The sequence below is a fragment of the Francisella sp. SYW-2 genome (assembly GCF_008711475.1).
Classification (GTDB): domain Bacteria; phylum Pseudomonadota; class Gammaproteobacteria; order Francisellales; family Francisellaceae; genus Francisella; species Francisella salimarina.
This window is the reverse complement of the sequence record NZ_VXKO01000002.1, coordinates 79,167-96,465: the sequence shown is the minus strand read 5'-3', so window position 1 is coordinate 96,465 and position 17,299 is coordinate 79,167. Positions and strand designations below refer to the sequence as shown.

The window sequence follows — 17,299 nt, the reverse complement described above, 5'->3', positions numbered from 1 at the left end:
GATTATAGACTAAATATTAGCTTTGGAAATATTTTTTAAATGAATCTTTATATTTAACTAGTTCATCATAAGTAAGTAAAAACACACCATCACCACCATCAGCAAAGCTTAACCACGTAAAAGGAATATCAGGACACATCTCCATAAGAGCATACTGACTATTGCCTACCTCAACGATCAATACTCCCTTTTCTGTCATATACTGATCAGCTTCAAGAATTATTTTTTTTGCTAAGTCTAAACCATCATCTCCAGCTTCTAGAGCAAGTTTAGGTTCATAATGATACTCTTGTGGCATACTATTTAAATCTTCTCTATCAACATACGGAGGATTCGAGACAATCAAATCAAACTTTTGGCCCTGAAGACTACCAAATAAATCAGACTTAACAGCTTTGACCCTATCACCTAACTGGTGCTTTTTGATATTATGATTTGCTACAGCTAAGGCATCATCAGATATATCAACCAAAGTTATATTTGCATCTTCAAAAACATTACTACAAGCGATGCCTATACAGCCACTACCCGTACATAAGTCCAATATATTATTAACATCATCAATATCATTAATCCATGGTGAAAACTCATTACGTATAAGCTCAGCTATTGGTGAACGAGGAATAATAACTCTCTCATCAATATCAAACTCCATACCTGCAAACCATGCTTTTTTTAGAATATATGGTAAAGGTCTACGCTGACAAGCTCTTTGATAAACATAATTAATAATTATTTTTTTCTCTTCTTTGAGCAATCTTGAGCCTACCATATTGCTATCAATATCATGAGATACATTTATTGCACTAAGTACAAGATGTACAGCCTCATCCCAAATAGATTCAGAACCATGACCAAAATAAACATTATTTGCTGTCATCTCCGAGATTGTCCAACGGATATAATCTCTAATTGTATGTAGATTATCTATAATATCTTGTTGTTTTTCACTTGAATACATCTATTAACCTTTCTTCCATGTAGTACCAGTTGCACTATCTTCTAATATTATTCCCTGATTATGAAGCTCATTTCTAATCTCATCAGCTCTAGCATAATTTTTATCTTTTTTAGCTTGAGCACGCTCTGCTATAAGCTTCTCAATTTCGCTAGCATCTACACCATCACCCTGCTTGAAGTAATCTTCTGTATCAGTAAATAAAATACCCAATACATCACAAAGCTTGCGTAGTAAAAATGCATAACCACTAGCTTTATATTTATTTGTTGTTTTTAATGTATTTATCTCTTTAGCCAAGCTAAATAGAACTGCTAAAGCCTCCGGGGTATTAAAGTCATTATCCATAGCTTTGATAAACTTCTCTTCATACTCGTTAGCATCATCAGGCAGATTTACTTCAATTGGCTCAATATCTCGAAGAGCATTAAATAGCCTTTCGACAGACGCTTTGGCATTATCAAGATTCTCTTTTGAATAGTTGATTTCACTTCTGTATACAGTAGAAGCCAAGAAATATCTTATAACTTCAGGATGGTATTCTTGTAATACTTCTTTAATAGTAAAAAAATTATTCAAAGATTTTGACATCTTCTCTGCATTAACTTTTACCATGCCAGAATGTAGCCAATAATTTACATATTTACAATCATTACAAGCTTCTGATTGAGCTACTTCATTTTCATGATGTGGAAATCTAAGGTCTGAGCCACCAGCATGAATATCAAAGGTATCACCCAAAATCTTCTTTGACATTGCTGAACACTCTATATGCCAACCCGGACGACCAGCGCCCCAAGGCGACTCCCACGCAGGCTCACCCTCTTTTGCTTTTTTCCAAAGTACAAAATCCATTGGGTTCTCTTTTTCTTCAACAACATCCACTCTCGAACCCTGCTCAAGTGCTTCAAGATTTTGTTTACTTAATTTACCATAATCAGCAAACTCAGCCACTCTATAAAACACATCTCCATTTGCACCTTGATAAGCAAAGCCTTTCTCAACGAGAGTTTCAATCATAGCTATCATTTCTGGGATGGTTTCTGTTGCTTTAGGTTCAAAAGATGGCTTAAGAATATTAAGTTTATTAAACACTTCATGCATTGCTTTAATATTTCTATCAACTAGCTCAATAGTAGATTCACCATTTTCTTTAGCTCTTTTGATAATCTTGTCATCTATATCTGTGATATTACGCACGAATGTAACATCAAAGCCACGATACTTGAAATATCTATTAATAACATCAAAAGCTATGTATGTTCTAGCGTGACCGATGTGACAATCATCATACACTGTAACCCCACATGCATACATCTTAATTTTATTAGGCTCAATTGGCTTAAATTCTTCTTTTTTACCAGATAAAGAGTTATAAAAAATCATAAACTAAAAGTCCATCTCTCGAATCTTATAATATAAGTTATCAGTATAACTAAATTTTAATATTTTTGGAAAAAATCTTAATAACTGAAATTCTTATAAACTATATTTAAGTACGATGACAAATCATCAAGCTTAGTCATCGCATCGCAACCACCACTATATACACCACAACCACTATCAAGATAAACCCTAGAAGAAGTATTACAATTGCCATTGATAGTACATGTAAAACCATCTGGCATAGCATAAATTCGACCACTACTATCTCTAGCAATTTGATAATTTGCTCCAGATATAGCAACTCTACTTATAAGTGCTGAATCTGATACATCTTCAACATAGATATTACTGTCTGTAATAATAAAAAGAGCACCATACTTAGCAACAACTTTCTGAACCGTTTGCCCAAAAAAACTATTACTTAATACTAACGATGGTGCTGACACACCAAAACTATACAGATATTTATACACAGTACTACCATTGAAATAAACTATATAAAACTGTGTAGCATTCTTTTTGAGGATAACTGGTTTTTGTGTAACATCAGCTGTTAAAACTGATTTAGTTGAACCTACCCCATCACCTAATGTATAAGGAGCATCATAATTAAAGTCTATGATATTCTTACCTTGAAAGATTAATGGTACTGCACCGAATAATGTAAATAAACTATCCGGAACGACTGTAAAAACCTCTTTATCATTAAAATCGGCCGATCCAGTAACAAATCTATCCGTTAGCGTAGCTGCATAAGTTTTGCTAGCTGAAGCATAAGTTGTTCGATAAACATCCATATCATAGTCACCATCTCTAAGAAATTTTTCCAGAATTAGTAACTTTGGAACATCTTCTACATTATCAAAGTACCATGTTACATTAACAATATCACCACCATCAAACTCTTCTAATCCAGAGACCTCTTTCCAGTTTGATAAAGATACTTCTGCTGTTGATGGATTGTTCTTGATATCATTGAGAGCAGCTGAAGAAGTATAGACTCTATCTAAATCATAAACAGCTAAATAAAGAGTCCATTGACCATTTTCAAGACCCCAACCTACACTGAAATGATAATAACTCAAAGCCAAAACCTCAGGGAAAGTCATAGTTAAAGTATTACCATATACATTTATCGTAAAACTACGTGAACCATTATCCAGACAAGGTCCTCTATAATCACCATGATCATGGTGAGCGTCCCAAGAATTTTCAGATACAACTATTCTATTTCCACCATCCTCTGGCTTATGACATAAAATATACTTTATATTACCATTACCTTGCTCAACGATATAGTCATCCTTTGATCCAGTACCATCATAACCATCTATCACAGGCTTTTGTAGATATCCAATGTATCCTCCTTCCACAGGAGCGTTATTCTGACCTCCTACTTTATAATCATATTCTGCCTGACTCATAGCTTCAGTGTTAACATATGGAAGATTTAGAGGAATAATTGACCTATCGTATTGAGTCATATTATAAGAAACTGGTAATGTATTATATATAAATTCTCTGGTGTATCGGTTGATCTCATTCTCAAAAAATCTATGAGTATAATTATAAGTTATTATATATGGCTCTGCTTCATATAAGTCAGCATTATTGTTATCATACAAAAATTTCAGGACTGAAGAATCAATAGTTGTCTGAAATCTATAACCATCTATTGTTTCTTCTTTATCTTGTGAAGTATCCAAGCCTCCTATAATGCTGCCAAAATAGCCCTCATCCACACCTATATTTTGCTTTTGATCAAGCATAGTACTAACCGCTAAAGAATCCATCCTGTAGTTATACGCAAGTGCTGATACTACTACCAATATTACGAAGGCAAATATTAAAGATGCTAATAGTGCAGAGCCTTTAATTTTTTTTGTCATTTTAATAACCTATAAGTTAATTATCTTACGAAATGTTTGCCCATCTAAGTCAAAAGATATCTTAATTGATGAATAGTTAGAACTACTAACATCTATATCAGTAGAAACATTATTCCATGTTATATTACCATTACTAATAGTTGCTAACTCAACTGTTAAGTTATCAACACCCCTTACAAGTTCGTGAGATACCCCATTAGAATTACTATCTTTGATAAATACATATAACGAATAAATACTTTGTCCGTCATCATCTTTCTCTCCAGTATCTCTAATATACAAAATTTGTAAAGAATATTTACCGACATAGTCTCCAGGGTAATAATCACTACCCTGTGGTGCTCGAGATAAGTCAACAATACCACTTCCACTATTGATACCCGTTGCTTTGACAAGATTAATATGATTTTTATTACACAGAAACAAATAGTCTCCAGCAGATATATCTTCTACTGAAGTAGTATGTAATTCTGAACTAGAGGAGTTTATTTGTGTAAGATAAGCATGACTTTCTTCTTTCTTTATCATTATGTAATCTGTGCCACTCTTAAAGCACTCTCCAGAGCATCCATTTTCTAAAGCCTCTGATAAATGATCAGAAACTGGTAGAGGCAACTGGCCTACTTGAATCATTGCTGAGTTATAAAAGAAATTATCAAGAGAATCGGAGGTACTATCATAATATGTTTGATTTAAGCTACCAAAATTACAGGCAAAACCCACATCTTTAATAAAATCATATAAAAAATTTTTAACCAGTAACTCACTAGATTCTGCAGTTGTTTTATCTTTATACTCTGTATAGCTTTGCTTAACTCCCATATATGTATTAATCAAAGCAGAAAGTGCAATCACTGCAATCACTGTAGCAACTAATAGTTCTGTTAAAGTGAAGCCTTTTTTATTTCTTTTGTTCAAAAATGCTAGCATCTCTATCCTCTACTATAAAACACACCAAGAAGGAAGCAAATCAGAATCAAACCCAAAAGCCGTACAGTGCCATAAAATAGCCGGAGTAATATCAGCATTAGTAAATGGTGCTACAGTTATATAAGCTCCAGAACCAAGTGGCGCATCGGCTAATGGAACTGTCGTCACAATCTGAGTGGTACCTAGATTCAATAGTACTGCTGTACTTGATGACCACTTACTCGTACTAGCTGACAAATACTGATTCCTTGCCACCTCTATATCCGCTAATACCGCTGGATCATCAATCACACTTGCATTTTTCTCAATATATATTTCATTAGCACGACGCATATATGGACCCAGCTCACGATCAATAATCTCAGCAACTGTTATAGGCACATAAGCTCTCTTGATAACTTGTAATGAAAAGTTAGAATTTGTTCCTATGAATTCACGTATACCACTGCCACTATCAACCCTACTAAAAGTCAATTCTCCTGATGGACTATCATCAAAATTTCCCGCTAACATATAATTGTCTACTCTAGCCTCTAACTCATTTGCTAGTTCAACCCTTTTCTCAGTTAAAACCCCATTTGATAGTATATTTCCAACCGCATAAAAAACAGCAATAAGAACAAACACACCCAATAATGAAGCAATTAAAACTTCTAGAAAGGTGAATCCTTTACATTTTTTAGTATTTAAGCTCTTATTGTACTTTCTCAAGATATAAATCACATCAGCATTTCTATATAGATAACTAATATAATATCATAAAAACACTCATCTATCCTTTACTAAATTTAATATTAATCTAATTTTTGGTAAATAATGCCAAAATTTAGATAACCCAAAACTTTTTGTAACGATTTATGATTTTCTAAATTATTTTGATTTAGAAGCTTTATCCTACCATCACAATCATCATTTAATGTACATTTGAAGCCATCTTTAATTGCAAAGATATCTTTTGATGCAGTTCTATAAAACTGAAGATTATTACCACTACTTTTTTGAATTTTGTATGAGTTTTTTACAATCCCGCCCCAAAGAACCTCATAATTCAAGTTACTATTCTTTTTCACAGTTATTTTTAGTTTTACTGGTTTATCCTTATATGCAAAATAATCAAAGTCGATAAACAAAGTTTTTTTTGAGATATTTAAACTAACTCTTTTAACATTTTCAGCAATATCATCAACAGAGTATTTAACATCTGCATTTGCAAGATCTATTGAATCAACATCAACACCCTTTCCAATTAGATAAAAAACAATTTTATTATCATCAAGCGATATTTCCGCATCACAACTAAACTCTAAAAATCCCTTATAGCCACTCTGATTATCAATAAGCTGACAACTACTAGCATATACCAAATTAGAGACCAGAAAAAAAATAGATACTAATACAACATATTTTAGCTTTATCAAGTTATTCACCTATATCTCAACTGTCTCAACACGCTCATTATTAAAGTCCTCTATATAAACTTTCATCCTAGTAACTATAAACTTTAGACCGTATTTAACTATTATATTTTGGATTTTTTCTTTGGGATATCTTATTATTTTTACAACTCTAATGAGCTTAGTATTATTAGTATATAAATACTGATAATAGTGATCCCCATTATAAGCCAAAATATAATTACTATATTGATTTTTCCTAACAATTATAGGAGGGTTCTCAACAACTTTACCTAAATCAACCTCTTTTTTACTAGCTTTGAAAGAGTTATCTAAACCATAAACTATTAATTTATTTCCAATGAATAGATACAGTAAGCTTTTTGAAAGAGTTCTACTTGGGTCTAATGCCTGTACATAAATATTACTATTATTAGTTTCCTCATTCGTATTTATTATATCTTTTATCAAAACTGTATATCTACTATTAGACTCGTCATATTCAACATCTTGCACAATAATACTCATACTACCTGAACTATCTCTACGTGTAGATAAAACTACCAAACTAGGTTGCGTTTCATCTAATTGATAGTACCAACTTAATGCTGCTATATCCTTGGGTGTATTAATTATTTTACATGGCGTTGACAAATCTAAAATTGCCTTAGAAAAATTATTTGTCAGATCGCTTAGCCTAGTTTTGAATATATACAAATGCTGACTATCATATATGGCTAATAATAAGTGCCAGTTACCCTTACGAAGCTGCCAACCAACTTTAATATTATAATTTTCAGACAAATCTAAATTTTTCAGATTTATAATTTGGATATTATTATTAATCGATACCAACAGCCAATCATACTCTTTTTTGATGTATCCTATATAGCCTCGCTCTGAGTCACTAATCTCCTGATTTGTATTAAGTCTATAAAATTTCTGTGAACTACTCATTCTTGCAACATCAACATACGGAACATTAATTGGTATCAAAGATGAGTGATAGTCAGTCATCGAATGTTTTGGTAACTCTTTATAGATTATTTTCTTAGTTAACATTAGCTTATTTTTATAAAAAAGCTTATGCTGCATATCCATACTTATTGCCGTCGGCTCCGAATCATATAGATTTACCACAGTATTACTATTAGAGAAAATAGCTTGTCTATTACGCTGTAACGCATTTTCTATGAGATAATCGCCAAATTCAGAACTTCCTGTAGCTATAGCTCCTTTGCGAGATATTTCTTGAATATATTGCTGCTCCACCGTTGATATTATTTCTTGTGACTGGAGACTTTTTATGCTCAATAAATTGTATCTAACAATATATGCAAGGCTTGATACTGTAACTAACACCACAAAGGCGAATATCATTGCCGATAATAATGAAGATCCTGACTCCCTTATCAAACTCACTAAACGAAAATATTTCATAATAAAACTACTTTATCATAATACAGATTATCCAATTTAAATGATATTTTTAGTGCTTTAACTCCTATTTCATTCAAGCTTGTATCTTGATATATTTCTTTCCAAGAAAGATTCTTGTTATCTGAAGCAGCATAAGTTAACTTAAGATCAGAAACCCCTTCCACGATGGGATATACTGTTGCATGAGCTTGACCGTTTTTAACTAACATATACAAAGAATACTTATATTCACTTGGTTTCTTAGGATCGACTGTAGCAGCTGTAAAAAAAATTTGAATATTTATCTTACCTATATAATCACCGTTGTTAAATTCATTAGCTGGCGCTGAGGCAAGTCTTATTTGTTTTGTTTCATTATTAGTGCTAGATATTTTAACAATATCTATATAGTCATTATTACAAAGTGCTAGATAATCACCATTCTGCCATTGCTGAGTTTTGTCTAAATACAAACTTAAATTTAATGGTTTTTGCGTAAGTTCTGCAGATGAGTTTTCTGTTTTAACCATCAAGTAGTCTGTACCAGAATGGAACAAAAATTTTTGCTTAGAAGAGTTTTTTAACAAATTTTCTATGGTCGATAACTTTCCTAATCTAACTGAATAATTATCGTAAAAAAACTTAAATCTACGAGAGTCTTCTCCAGTTCTATTGACATAAAGTTGATGATCTGATCCATATTTACATGATAAACCTGCATTTACAATAGCATCAGAAAGCACTTTCTGCGCTGAAATAACTTTTATATTTTGCTCAATATTAAGCTTTGCTTTTTGATAACTCCTTTTTGTAGACACATATATATTGACTGCCATCGTAATCACTATGATAGAAATAGTGATACCAACCATGAGCTCAACTAGCGTAAAGCCTGAAATCAGCCGATTCCTATGAATTTGACACATATTTCATAACTTCCTTAGAAACACAAATATCAAAATTCTTATTTTTAGCGATAAATTTAATCATTTTAGGATTACTAACTCTTTTCTGAAAAAAATAATCACTACTGACTGCCTTAGTATTAAATTTACCAGTTAAAACATAAATAGCTATTTTTTTATCTAACTCCTGTATTAGTTGTGTTTTCTTTTCTGCTATTACTGAAGTGGTTATCGAGGAATTTATTATCAAAAATGATGATGACAAAACAAACAAAATTAACCCTGATGAGATTATACTCTCAACCAAAGATATTCCTTTTTGTTTGTTAGTTTTATAGAACCTAAAGTTAACCATTTAATCATTTTTTCTTAATAAAATTTCTGCCATATACTAACACAGCTATTTTTTTAAGTCACTTTTTCATACTTTGAATTTTAGGCATCCTACTTAAGCTCTAGAATAACCTCTTCTAGAGAATTACCCTCAAACCTATACGGTCTAATATAAAAACTCTCCTGCTCCCATACATCATCTATTGTTGGCTGATGCCCAAATAAAGCAATTAGCAAATCAATAACAGTATCTACTGGATATTCAGAAAGATCAACATCTGCTAATTTTTCTATTGCGTACACAGGTGCCTGAGCCTTTATCAAGAATTTGTTATTCGCTAATGTTACCCATGGCTCTTTAACAAGATGGAATTCATCAGAGATTCTACCAATCATTATTGTTAATAAGTTATCTAACGTAATAAACCCTATAGGTTTATTTTTTTTATAGACTAATGCAAAGTGAGGCTTACCTTGCTGGAATTTTCGCAAAACATCAATTAATTGATCATGATGAGACACTTTTAATATCGGCCTTAAACTCTCTTGTCGCAAATCATTATCTAAGGCACATAGAATATCCTTTGTATGAATTACCCCAATAATATTACCTTTATCTCCTTGATAAACAGGGTATCTGGTATAAAGATTGTCTTTGACCACTTCGAGCTTTTGTTTAACTGATGAATCATAATCAATAACTACCATCTCTTCTATAGGCCTCATAGCATCGATTGCCTGTAGATGCGAAAACTCAACCATTCTTAATAAAATATCTCTATGCTCTTCTGTAAGAGGTTTTTTTAGGTGGCTACTTTTTAAAATAATTTTGACCTCATCTGTAGTATACCCATACTCAGCCTCTGCCACAGTGTCTAAATTAAATAACTTCAAAAGCTTGTTTGCTGTAATATTTAATATCCAAATAAATGGAAACATTAACCAATAAAAAACATATAGAGGTATACAAGTAAGCAAGGATAGCCTTTCAGTTTGCCTGATAGCCATTGACTTAGGCATAAGCTCGCCGATCACTATATGCAGAAATGATATAATCGCAAACCCAATTGCAAAAGCAATAATTCTTGAAAGATTCCCTGTAACTCCAAAAAATACAAAAACTGGCTCTAATAGTTCAGAAAAGGCAGGTTCTCCAACCCATCCCAAACCTAATGAAGCTAGTGTTATACCAAATTGACAAGCAGAAAGATAGATATCTATATTGCTATGAACCTTGTAAAGTATTCTACCCTGTAATCCATTTCTCTTACTTAAAACCTCAACTTGCGAACTTCTTATCTTAACTAATGAAAATTCAGCTATAACAAAAAAAGCATTAAGAAGAACAAAACCAAAGGCCACAATCAAAAAAATAAGATTATCATACTCCATCATCAATATTACTCTAGTATTTCGCCCTACCTAATACTAACACACACAGTATAGTATTTAAAAAAAGCAATATACTTGGCAACATACATAACAAGTATAGATAAAAATCTACTTGGCTATAAAGCTTAGAAATAGAATATATTGCTATTGAAAGACCTAAAATAGAAAAGCTTAATTTACCAAAATTATCATAGATAACCTGAGTCCAGCCTTCAACCTTATCAAAAACCTTACTTGTTGGTTTCCAGCCTTGGGGTTTATTCAAATAGTAGTTAATCTCAGCTTTTATACCACACCAAAATACAAATGATGACAACATAAACATCGCTATATAAATCTGAGAAATTTTACTTATAAAATTACCTTTAATATCTCCATATAAGTAATACCATACACTCAATATAACTAATGGGATAAGGGTAACATTTACTATTGATACAAAAGCTACATTACTTCTTGGAAAAAGTACTAATAATAATGCAAATATTGGAAAACCTGAAGCTACAACCTTAAAAAGTAAATACAACATATCAAGCTTAACTCTAAAATTCAGATTTGAGGAGCTTATTATCTTTGACATATACTTATGCATAACTTGCATACCACCAAAAGACCACCTTAACCACATTTTCTCAAATTCTTTGAGAGATGTAGGAACCCATTCACCTGTTTTAAGAAATATCGGCTTACTATTGAACCCTGCTTCATAACATCTAAATCCAGCAGCAATATCTTCTGTTACCATCACTTGAGATCTATAGTACTCTTCCCATTTAGATGTCGCCATCAGAGCTTGCTTACTCCAAATACCATTATGCCCTTGATAGTTACAATATCCATATTTACCTACGAACTCGTTAAAATAGCGAATTGTATTTTGGAAAATACTGGCCACTTTTGTAACTAAATTAGTGCTATAGTTAGTACTTTCTATCAAAAAGCTAACAAAACCAAGCTTAGCGTCTTTTTTGAACTCTGGTAACCCGACTTTTAATGTACTTTTAGGTAACGTTGAGTCAGCATCTAAAAATAAAACATAGTCATAGCAAATATGCTCCATGGCAATATCAAGATTGCGTGGCTTAAATCCCTCTGTGCCTTTTCTATGGATAAATTTACAGCTAACGTCACCTTTCATATTATGTTTACTAACATAGTCTTGCCATTTTAAGAAGTCTGGATGATCTAAGTCACTGTTATCAACAATTATTATCTCAAATTTATCAGTAGGATAATCAAGCTGATACGCCGAATCAAAAGTTAACTTACAAACTTCAAAAGGTTCATTACGAGTAGTTATAACTACGGAGCATCCTAATTCTTGCTCAATTCCCTCATAACTCGTGCTTCTACCAAAAAGACTATCAATAAAGCAATGGATACTCAAAATAATTCTATACCCGAGTAAAAAAAAGGTAGGCAATAAAATACACAATATCAAGATGGATATGAAAGGATGAGAACCATAATCAACATTCAATATAGCTTTTGTCACAAATGTAACAAAAACAAAGCTCAAGCATACGTATACTATAGTTACAAAATTCAAACTGCGAGATTTAGATGTTACAAAAAGATAAATAACAAAACAACACAGTAAGGACAACAAAGCTATACTTGCAAGATCTTCACCAGCTTGAGAAAGACCATAAAAAACTAGCAAGGCTGTTATAGATGATAACAGTTTTTTCATAAAAAATTACAGAATTCAAATGATGAGAATTTTACTTGAAAAAAGTAACTCTCACAATAAGTAATTATAATGATTGTTTATATTTTTGATATTCTAACTGCACAGATTCTTCAGGCTTAGATGTTAGTAAGCTAACCAATACTATACATATACTACTTAAAGTAAATCCTGGAACCATAGCATAAACTTTAAACCATCCACCTAAATCACTAAACAATGGCCAAATCAAAACAGTCAGCGATCCTACTAGAACCCCTGCAATGGCGCCTTTTTTATTCATCCTAGACCAAAATAGTGAAAAAATCACCACAGAACCAAATGAGCTACCAAGTCCAGCCCATGCATAACCTACTAACTTTAAAATACTTGTCTCTGGATTATACGATAGTATAATCGCAAAAACTGTCACCAATAACACTACCAAGCGGCTAATATTAAGAAGTTCTTTATGGGAAGCATTCTTCCTAAGAAACTTGGCATACACATCAACAGAGAAAGCACTTGATAATGATAACAATTGCGCTGATGACGTACTCATCACCGCTGATAAAACTGCAGCAAGCAAGATTCCTTCCACCCAAGGGTTAAAAAATACTGCCGACAGTTTTAAGAATACAGATTCCGGATTAGTCAAGCCATCACTATAATAGGCAGCTCCAAGAATACCTACACAAGCTGCTCCTATCAATGCTAAAATCATCCATATCATACAAATCCACATTGCTTGTGAAGTCTTATTTGGATCTTTTATTGCCATAAAACGCACAATTATATGTGGCTGACCAAAATATCCCAATCCCCACGCAAGTAACGATACTATAGTAATCAAAGGCACTCCTGAAGTAACATCATAAAAACCCTGAATTTTTATATTTGATAAATTATCTATAATATTCACACTACCTAAATTGAAATAGACTACAGCTGGTACAACCAATAATGCCAGAAGCATTAAAGTTCCTTGGAAAAAATCAATCCAAGATATAGCTAAAAAACCACCCACACATGTATAAATAAATATAATTGTTGCCGTTAGTAGCAAAGCTTCATGATAAGAAATACCAAACATTGAGCTAAACAAAATACCACCTGATACAAATCCAGCGCCTGTGTATATCGTAAAAAAGATAACTACTACTATGGCTGTTAACGATCTTATTACTCCTTTATTATCATGAAACCTATTTTCAAAATATGCAGGAATTGTTATCGAATCTTTGGCAATTTCCGTGTAAATACGCAATCTCCTAGCGATAACTCCCCAGTTAACGAAGGCCCCTAATGTTAAACCTAATGGCAACCATATCTGGTTAAACCCCGAAGCCATAAATGCTCCCGGCAAAGCTAATAACAACCAAGATCCCATATCAGATGCGCCAGCACCTAACGCTGCTATTGGAGCACTCAAAGACCGCCCACCCAACATATAATCCGAAACTTTTTTTGTTTGAAAATATGAATATATTCCTATACTAAATATAATTAGAATATATATTATGAATGTAACCCAAAGTATACTATTTTGACTCATTTTCTAGTGACTATTTAAAAAATACATCCTATAAACTTAACATTTTCAAAAGTCATTTTAAAGTTTACTATGCAAGCTTAATAATATAGAGATTTATATATTGAATAAGTATAAAATAGAATAATGGGAGTTTGAAGTAAGTTTAAGACATAAACTTCTCAACACCATCCTTAAAATCAAAGCTATGCTCTGCTGTGATATGTCTTACAGTCTTAGTTGTTGAACGCATAACCACACTATGAGTAACTGCATAAGACCCTCTACGAGTACTATTAACTCTCTTCACGCCTCTAAGCATATTACCATCTGTAACACCTGTAGCAGCAAAAACTATATCTCCTGATGCTAAATCATCAATATCGTACTTTTTATCAAGATCTGTAACGCCTAACCTATGCGCTCTCTGAACTTCTTCATCACTATGAAATTCCAGCCTAGCTTGCATTTGACCACCAAGACATTTAAGAGCTGCAGCTGAAAGAACACCTTCAGGAGCTCCACCAGTACCAATAAATACGTCAATACCTGATCCTTCTGTAGCTGTAGAAATAACTCCTGATACATCACCATCATCAATAAGCACAACTCTAGCACCACACTCACGTGCTTCTTTGATAATATGTTCATGACGAGGCCTATCCATAGTACAAACAACTAGCGCAGACATATGCACACCCTTAAACTCAGCAACCCTTCTTAGGTTCTCAGTAACTGAGTCATCCAAATCTACTATACCTTTAGGTGCATCAATACCACCAACAGCAATTTTTTGCATGTATACATCAGGAGCATTTAAAAAACCTCCTTTATCTGCCACAGCTAAAACTGTAAGCGCATTTGGGCCACCTTTAGATGTTATAGTTGTACCTTCTAGTGGATCTAAAGCTATATCAACCTCACAGCCACCTGCTCCAACCTTTTCTCCAATATATAGCATAGGAGCTTCGTCTAATTCACCTTCTCCAATAACAACAGTTCCGTCAATAGCTACTTCATTTAATGCCTTTCTCATCGCATCAACAGCTGCTTGGTCTGCAGCAATTTTATCGCCTCTACCCATCTGACTCCATGATGCTAAAGCTGCTAGCTCAGTGACTCTTACTGCTTCTAGTGCTACATTTCTATTCATTTGCTTTGGTCCTTTTTTGTTTTATAGTTCATCTACGGTTGGTATTAAAAATTTTTCTACCTCATCTTTCAACTGTATAAGCTTACCATGAAAAAAATGTCCAACCTCATTCATTTTAACTAATGTTAAATCTGATTTAACTGTTTTAAGAGTAAAATCAAACACAGAATTAGGATTTACGGTATCATCATCTATTCCCTGTACAACAAGCCAAGGAATGTTATTAGGCTCACCAAACTTAGTCAAATCAAACCTGTCAACAGCTGGCGCTATGGTTACTAGACCCACAACATTATCAAGTTTATTCAAACCCATATAAGCTATAGCTCCACCAAATGAAAAACCACACAATATGATTTTTTTGAAAGAAGTATTTTCCTTAATCCATTTACAGACAGAAAGAAGATCTTCCAGTTCACCAACCCCCTCTCCATACTCTCCTTGACTATCTCCAACACCTCTATAATTAAATCTATATGACTCAATATTTAATGTCTTCATAGCTCTAGAAAGAGTTGTCACAACCTTATTGTGCATACTGCCTTGATATAGCGGATGAGGGTGACATATAACTGCGACAATTTCTTGATTAGCACCTTTGACTTTATCATAGACTGCTTCAATCCGGCCAGTCCTGCCTTGAATAAAAAAAGTGTTCATAATGCTACAACTACGACTCCCTTGAAAGATCACAATCCTCAAGTTTTATTAGTTTTGTTTTTTTGATTATTTTATATGCAAAATATAGTATCACAAATGCAAAGAAACCTACATAAGTTGATAGAAACTCAATTATAACACTAGACCAACTTCTACCCTCCATAGTCAGCATAGTTGCTCCTTGACCAACTATTACGATAGAAACCAAAATTAATGCAATAATCGGAGCCCAAGGGAAGAACTTCGCAACAAATGGTAAATCATTCAAGCTCTTACCTTGTTTAATATATGCTCTTCTAAAGCGATAGTGGCTCAAGGCAATTGTGAACCAAGCTATAAAACCAGCTAAGCTTGATACATTAACTAACCATGTAAATATTTTCCCACTTCCGACAAATGATACAAAAAAGAACGAACTACCAATTAAAGCTGTAATTAAAAGAGCAATTATTGGCGTGCCTTTTGAATTAGTAGTTGCAAAAAACTGAGGGGCTTGCTTAATCTTACCCAAATGCCATAAGACCCTAGTCGCACTATACATACTAGCATTACATGCTGATATTATCGCAGTAAGAATAATCACATTCATAATAGTAGCTGCTGAGCTTAAGCCAACGCTCTCAAAAACCATTGTAAATGGACTAACCGAGACATCATCTCCAGCACTAGACTGTATCAAAGAAGGATTATTATATGGAATCAAGAAACTAATTATCACTACTGCTAATATATAAAATATAAACAAACGCCAAAAAGTTTGTTTAATAGCTTTAGGAATAGACGTATCAGGATCTTTAGCTTCACCAGCTGTCACACCTATAAGTTCACTCCCTTGAAATGAAAATCCGGCAATCATAAATACAGAGATAAATCCCCACCAGCCATTATGAAATGGTGCATCGCCTATACGCCAATTTTCAAAACCTACACTGCCATGATTTCCAACCATACCAAGAATCGATAAGAAACCAACTATAATAAATATAATAACTGTTGAAACTTTGATAAATGATAACCAATACTCAACCTCACCGTACACTTTCACTGAGAATATATTCAAAGCGAATACGAGCACAAAGAAAAATGCACTCCATAATAATATAGAGCTTCCTGGAAACCAGTACTGCATAATTATCGCAGCTGCAATTACTTCAGTTGCCACGGTTATCGCCCAATTAAACCAATAACTCCAACCTGTACTGAAACCCAAAGCAGGATCAACATAGCGAGTTGCATACTCACAAAATGTTCCACTAACAGGACTATGAGCTGCCATCTCACCAAGACTAGCCATTAAAAAATATACCATTATTGCAATTATGACATACGCTAAAACAGTACCTCCAGGCCCTGCATCGGCTATGGCCCCACCAAGTGCTACAAATAAACCTGTCCCTATACAGCCGCCCAAGGCTATCATTGACATATGACGAGTATGTAATCCACGTTTAAGCTTTTGTGACATCTATTATTTTTCTCTCCCATAGGCAATATTAAAAAATCAAAGAGGCAAATTAATAAGCTACTCTTTACAATTAGGTCGGTATCTAGGAAATTTAAGATTTTTTTAGAGCGATTAAATAGTTAGAAAGTTAGAGATAAAACAATGCTTCTCTATATATTCCAAACCTCTGCCATAAAAATAAAACCTAAATCCATAATACTGCTCCAACCAATATC

15 protein-coding genes are annotated in these 17,299 nt (G+C 33.3%); all 15 read right to left on the bottom strand.

Annotation, left to right across the window (positions count from 1 at the left end; genetic code table 11):
* Positions 1 to 16: 16 nt before the first annotated feature.
* On the bottom strand, positions 17 to 961 hold the full coding sequence (prmB, locus tag F3D57_RS01505) for a 50S ribosomal protein L3 N(5)-glutamine methyltransferase (protein ID WP_150464940.1): 945 nt from the start codon (positions 959 to 961) through the stop codon (positions 17 to 19).
* 3 nt (positions 962 to 964) lie between these two features.
* Positions 965 to 2,344 carry a cysteine--tRNA ligase gene (gene cysS, locus F3D57_RS01500; RefSeq protein WP_150464939.1) on the bottom strand — a complete coding sequence of 460 codons (1,380 nt, stop codon included), beginning with the start codon at positions 2,342 to 2,344 and terminating at the stop codon, positions 965 to 967.
* Positions 2,345 to 2,421: 77 nt separating this feature from the next.
* Entirely contained in the window at positions 2,422 to 4,233 is a 1,812-nt protein-coding gene (locus F3D57_RS01495) for a hypothetical protein (protein WP_150464938.1), read from the bottom strand.
* Positions 4,234 to 4,242: 9 nt separating this feature from the next.
* Positions 4,243 to 5,163 (bottom strand): PilW family protein, encoded by a 921-nt coding sequence (locus tag F3D57_RS01490; RefSeq protein ID WP_150464937.1) that lies wholly within the window; start codon positions 5,161 to 5,163, stop codon positions 4,243 to 4,245.
* 12 nt (positions 5,164 to 5,175) lie between these two features.
* Positions 5,176 to 5,874: a type II secretion system protein gene (locus F3D57_RS01485; protein ID WP_150464936.1), complete on the bottom strand. Its 699-nt coding sequence runs from the start codon at positions 5,872 to 5,874 to the stop codon at positions 5,176 to 5,178.
* Between the two features lie 83 nt (positions 5,875 to 5,957).
* Positions 5,958 to 6,590, bottom strand: a complete 633-nt coding sequence (locus tag F3D57_RS01480; protein WP_224728135.1) for a hypothetical protein — start codon at positions 6,588 to 6,590, stop codon at positions 5,958 to 5,960.
* Complete coding sequence (locus F3D57_RS01475) at positions 6,591 to 7,997, bottom strand: hypothetical protein (protein ID WP_191092327.1); 1,407 nt, start codon at positions 7,995 to 7,997, stop codon at positions 6,591 to 6,593. It abuts the gene before it with no gap.
* Positions 7,994 to 8,902: a PilW family protein gene (locus tag F3D57_RS01470; RefSeq protein ID WP_150464935.1), complete on the bottom strand. Its 909-nt coding sequence runs from the start codon at positions 8,900 to 8,902 to the stop codon at positions 7,994 to 7,996. Before F3D57_RS01470 ends, F3D57_RS01475 begins: the two co-directional genes overlap by 4 nt.
* Positions 8,886 to 9,236, bottom strand: coding sequence for a type II secretion system protein (locus F3D57_RS01465; RefSeq protein WP_013922107.1), 351 nt, complete (start codon positions 9,234 to 9,236; stop codon positions 8,886 to 8,888). The genes F3D57_RS01470 and F3D57_RS01465 overlap by 17 nt, the downstream gene beginning before the upstream one ends.
* Positions 9,237 to 9,325: 89 nt before the next feature.
* On the bottom strand, positions 9,326 to 10,609 hold the full coding sequence (locus F3D57_RS01460) for a hemolysin family protein (RefSeq protein WP_150464934.1): 1,284 nt from the start codon (positions 10,607 to 10,609) through the stop codon (positions 9,326 to 9,328).
* Between the two features lie 10 nt (positions 10,610 to 10,619).
* A complete protein-coding gene (locus F3D57_RS01455) occupies positions 10,620 to 12,299 on the bottom strand; it encodes a glycosyltransferase (RefSeq protein WP_150464933.1) in 1,680 nt (559 codons plus the stop codon).
* 64 nt (positions 12,300 to 12,363) lie between these two features.
* Positions 12,364 to 13,830 carry a sodium/proline symporter PutP gene (putP, locus tag F3D57_RS01450; RefSeq protein ID WP_150464932.1) on the bottom strand — a complete coding sequence of 489 codons (1,467 nt, stop codon included), beginning with the start codon at positions 13,828 to 13,830 and terminating at the stop codon, positions 12,364 to 12,366.
* Between the two features lie 142 nt (positions 13,831 to 13,972).
* Complete coding sequence (glpX, locus tag F3D57_RS01445; RefSeq protein ID WP_013922103.1) at positions 13,973 to 14,959, bottom strand: class II fructose-bisphosphatase; 987 nt, start codon at positions 14,957 to 14,959, stop codon at positions 13,973 to 13,975.
* A 21-nt stretch (positions 14,960 to 14,980) separates the two neighbouring features.
* A complete protein-coding gene (locus F3D57_RS01440; protein WP_149369173.1) occupies positions 14,981 to 15,619 on the bottom strand; it encodes an alpha/beta hydrolase in 639 nt (212 codons plus the stop codon).
* Positions 15,620 to 15,629: 10 nt separating this feature from the next.
* The gene (locus F3D57_RS01435) at positions 15,630 to 17,084 is read right to left on the bottom strand and encodes an amino acid permease (protein ID WP_146421762.1); all 1,455 of its coding nucleotides are present in this window, start codon (positions 17,082 to 17,084) and stop codon (positions 15,630 to 15,632) included.
* Between the last annotated feature and the right edge of the window lie 215 nt (positions 17,085 to 17,299).